At 66.7% G+C, this 4,034-nt stretch carries 4 protein-coding genes; 3 read left to right on the top strand and 1 reads right to left on the bottom strand.

Features of this window, described 5'->3' with window-relative positions:
- Positions 1 to 57 precede the first annotated feature (57 nt).
- Both AC1VTH_RS07090 and AC1VTH_RS07095 read left to right on the top strand, forming a co-directional pair.
- Positions 58 to 1,137 (top strand): 6-phosphofructokinase, encoded by a 1,080-nt coding sequence (locus AC1VTH_RS07090; RefSeq protein WP_481335449.1) that lies wholly within the window; start codon positions 58 to 60, stop codon positions 1,135 to 1,137.
- Positions 1,138 to 1,337: 200 nt separating this feature from the next.
- Entirely contained in the window at positions 1,338 to 1,466 is a 129-nt protein-coding gene (locus tag AC1VTH_RS07095) for a hypothetical protein (RefSeq protein ID WP_481335450.1), read from the top strand.
- Positions 1,467 to 1,693: 227 nt separating this feature from the next.
- Here the strand turns inward: AC1VTH_RS07095 and AC1VTH_RS07100 are convergent, their stop codons facing one another.
- Complete coding sequence (locus tag AC1VTH_RS07100; protein WP_481335451.1) at positions 1,694 to 3,049, bottom strand: M18 family aminopeptidase; 1,356 nt, start codon at positions 3,047 to 3,049, stop codon at positions 1,694 to 1,696.
- Positions 3,050 to 3,188: 139 nt separating this feature from the next.
- Here AC1VTH_RS07100 and AC1VTH_RS07105 point away from each other — a divergent pair.
- The coding region (locus tag AC1VTH_RS07105; RefSeq protein WP_481335452.1) for a D-2-hydroxyacid dehydrogenase at positions 3,189 to 4,034 on the top strand (846 nt) is incomplete at its 3' end.

Genomic DNA, 4,034 nt, shown 5'->3' on the forward strand with positions numbered 1-4,034 from the left:
GCCAAAAACACGTCAAATAGGTAACCTCCGGCGCGCGTGCCCACAGGAGGGATGAACATGTTTAGAATCGGCCTGCTCACGAGCGGCGGCGACTGCCAGGCTCTCAACGCCACGATGCGCGGCATCGTCAAGACCATCCTCAAGAACTCAAAGGACAAGGTCGAGATCTTCGGCTTCGAGGACGGCTATCAGGGCCTCATCTACGGCCGCTACCGTCAGATGAAGTGGAAGGACTTCTCGGGCATCCTCACGCAGGGCGGCACCATCCTGGGCACCTCGCGCACCCCGTTCAAGCTGCTCGACGTCCCCGAGGCCGACGGCGTCGAGAAGGTCCCGGCCATGGTCGCCACCTACCGCAAGCTCAAGCTCGACGTGCTGTTCGTGCTAGGCGGTAACGGCTCGACCAAGACGGCCAACCGTCTGCGCGATGAGGGCCTCAACGTCATCGCGCTGCCCAAGACCATCGACAACGACACCTGGGGCACCGACATGACGTTTGGCTTCCCCAGCGCCATCGACATCGCCACCAAGTGCATCGACGACATCCACACCACGGCCAACAGCCACCGTCGCGTCTTCGTCATCGAGATCATGGGCCACAAGGTGGGCTGGATCCCGCTGTATGCGGGCATCGCCGGCGGCGCGGACGTCATCCTCATCCCCGAGATTCCCTACAGCATGGACAACGTAGTCGCCGCGATCGAGCGGCGCGAGAATGACGGCGGGCGCTTCGCGATCGTCGTGGTGGCCGAGGGCGCCATCTCGCGCGAGGAGGCGGCCATGAAGAAGAAGGACTACAAGAAGAAGGTCGCCGCGAGGGTGCAGCCTTCCGTTGCCTACGACATCGCCGAGGAGATTGCCCAGCGCACCGACCGCGAGATTCGCGTGGCGGTGCCGGGCCACACCCAGCGCGGTGGCGAGCCGAGCGCCCAGGACCGAATCTTTGCCACCCAGTGCGGCGTCGAGGCCGCGCGCGGCGCGCTCGCGGGCGAGTTTGGCTACATGATTGCCCAGCGTGACGGCCACATGGCGCGCGTTCCGCTCGAGCAGGTGGCCGGCAAGCTCAAGTACGTCGACCCCAACTGCGAGCTCATCCAGGAGGCCAAGCTCCTGGGCATCTCCTTCGGCGACGAGTAGGCCGAGAGGGAGGTCAGGCGGCGTCCCAATGGCCCAGCCGAGAACGGCGCCGGGCAACACCCGAACGAGTTGGCTGAGAAAAACTGCAGGCACCAACCCATGCCCGCGATGGCACGCGCAAGCGCCGCCATCGCGGGCTTTTTTTGAGAGGCACATCCCGTACAATTTAATAAAGGACAGCCTCCAGCGGGGAGGCGACCATGAGCGAGACGACCGTTCAGTTCATGTGGTTCATCGTCATCACGTTGGTGGCAACGTTGTTGCAAATCGCCCTGTTCCTGGGCGTCGTTGCCCTGGTCGTCCTCATCGTCAAGAAGCTGTGGAAGTAGCTGACAGGCCGCACGCCCACACGTCATGCCGCGAGTCCGCGCGGCGCACCCGTCCAGCCCGTCAGCATCGCACCGGCCTACCCGGACCGCCGGCATCGTACCGGCTCGAACCGGCCCGCCGGCATCGCGCCCCACCTCACTCCCGCGCCCATCCAACCAAAAAGGCGCCCCGCCGCCGAACGCCGTCGGCAGCGGGGCGCCCGCGCATCAATCCAAATTAGCAGTCACTACGCCAGCGTGGCACCATCGGCACCGTCGATGCGGACGTCGGCGTCGTAGAACGCCTTCACCGCCGCGATCGCCAGGGCCACGTCGCGCGTGCCGCCCGTCTCGTAGCTCGAGTGCATGGCCAGCTGCGGCAGGCCCACGTCAACGGCGTGCATGCTGACCTGCGTGTTCGACAGGGTGCCCAGCGTGGAGCCGCCCGCCATGTCGCTGCGGTTGGCAAACACCTGCACGGGCACGCCGGCGTCTGCGCACACCGCCGCGAAGACCGCGCGCGAGAATGCGTCGGTGCAGTACTTCTGGTTCGCGGCCTCCTTCACCACGATGCCACCGTTCAGCACGCAGCGGTTGAGGGCGTCGGACTTGTCGGACTGGTTGGGGTGCACGGCGTGCGCGTTATCGCAGCTCACGAGCATCGAGCCGGCAATGGCGCGGCGCAGGGCCTCCTCGTCCTTGCCCAGCGCCGCGTTGATGCGACCCAGGGTGTCGGCGAGCAGGGTCGACATCGCGCCCTGCTTGGTGTTGGAGCCAACCTCCTCGTTGTCAAAGCAGCAGTAGACGCTCACGTCGCGCTGGTTGTCGCTCGCGAGGAGCGCCTTGAGTGAGGTAAACGCGCAGGCCAGGTCGTCAAGCTTGGGCGAGGACACAAACTCGTTAGCGGCGCCCCACACGCAGGCGCGCTGGCGGTTCACTAGGAACAGGTCGCGCGCCACGATCTGCTCGGGCGCGACGCCCAGGGCCTCGGCCACCAGGACGTCGACGGTGCCCACCGTGCAGTCGCCGGCCGACATGATGGGGCACAGGTCGCTCGCGCGGTTGGGCGAGAACTTCTCGTTCATAGCGCGGTTCATGTGGATGGCGAGGCTCGGGATGAGCGCCACGTCGCGGTCGAGCGACACGAGGCGGCTCTCGATGCGCGCGCCGTCGCGCACGAGCACGCGGCCGGCCAGCGACAGCGGCTTGTCGAACCAGGTGTAGTCGATCATGCCGCCGTAGGCCTCGGTGTCGAGGCGCAGGTAGGAGCTGGGGCCATCGAGCTCGCAGGCCGTCTTGAGCTTGAACGTGGGCGAGTCGGAGTGCGAGGCGGCAAGCTGGAAGTGGTACGAGCTGGCCTTGTCGTTGAGCTTCTCGCCCACCTTCCAGGCGATGACGCTCGAGTTGTTGCGACAGGTGTAGTACGAGCCGCCGGGACGCACCTCCCAAGCCGCGGTCTCGGGCAGGTAGGTGAAGCCCGCCTCGTCGAGATAGGTGCGGATGGTCGCCGCCGTGTGGAACATGCTCGGGCTCTTCTGGATGAAGTCGATGAGCTCCTCGGCAAGCGCCACGTCGGCCGCGGAGGTCTTGCTGGTGTTGGCCATGGTTTTCCCTTCCTTGGGTTATTGCCTCGTCCAGTCTATAGCACCCGTGATGCCGCGGCCGAGAAGGATGCGGGCAAACGGGGCGTCCTCCACCCCGCGCCGTACAATGGCGGCGAAGAATCGACGAGAGGAGACCCGCGTGACCGCATCGAACCCACTCAACGTCCTCGTGCTGCTGCCGCTTACGGACGAGCAGCGCGCCCACCTCGAGGCCGGCGCGCCCCACGCCCGCTACACCTACGTGACGCCCACAAGCCCGCTGGACGTGGGCGCACCCTCGGCCGAGCAGGTAGCCGAGACCAACGTCATCGTGGGCAACGTCTCATCTGCGCTGCTTGGCCACGCCGCCAACCTCAGGCTGCTGCAGCTCAACTCGGCCGGCTACGACAACTACATCTCCGCAGGTACCGTTCCCACCGCGGCCGTGCTTGCCTGCGCCGTTGGCGCCTATGGCCAGGCGGTCTCCGAGCAACTCTTTGCCATGACGCTCTCGCTCATGAAGCGCCTCCCCACCTACCAGGACTGCCAGCGCAAGCACAACTGGGCAGACCTGGGGCCGGTCACGACCTTTGACGGGGCGCGCGTGCTCGTGCTGGGCACGGGAGACATTGGCGGCCACTTCGCGCGCCTGTGCGCCGGCATGGGCGCCACCGTCGTGGGCGCCAGCCGCCACGGTGGCGAGGCCCCGGCGAGCTTCAGCTGCGTCGTGACGATGGATGCGCTGGCCGCTGAGCTTGCGGAGGCAGACATCGTAGCCTCGTTTCTCCCCAGCACGCCGGCCACCCGCGGCCTTGCGAACGAGAAGTTCTTCTCGGTATGCAAGCCGGGCGCCTACTTTGCTAACGGCGGGCGCGGCGACCTCGTGGTGGCAGACGCCCTCGTGGCCGCGCTCGAGAGCGAAAGGCTCGCCGGAGCCGCACTCGACGTCACGGCGCCCGAGCCCCTGCCGGCCGACCACCCTTTCTGGGACACCAAGAACCTGCTG

This window comes from Parolsenella sp., assembly GCF_982402205.1.

Excerpts from the sequence above, each read along its gene's own strand:
- AC1VTH_RS07090 (WP_481335449.1), top strand. The coding sequence starts at position 58 with ATGTTTAGAATCGGCCTGCTCACGAGCGGCGGCGACTGCCAGGCTCTC.
- AC1VTH_RS07095 (WP_481335450.1), top strand. The coding sequence starts at position 1,338 with ATGAGCGAGACGACCGTTCAGTTCATGTGGTTCATCGTCATCACGTTG.
- AC1VTH_RS07100 (WP_481335451.1), bottom strand. The coding sequence starts at position 3,049 with ATGGCCAACACCAGCAAGACCTCCGCGGCCGACGTGGCGCTTGCCGAG.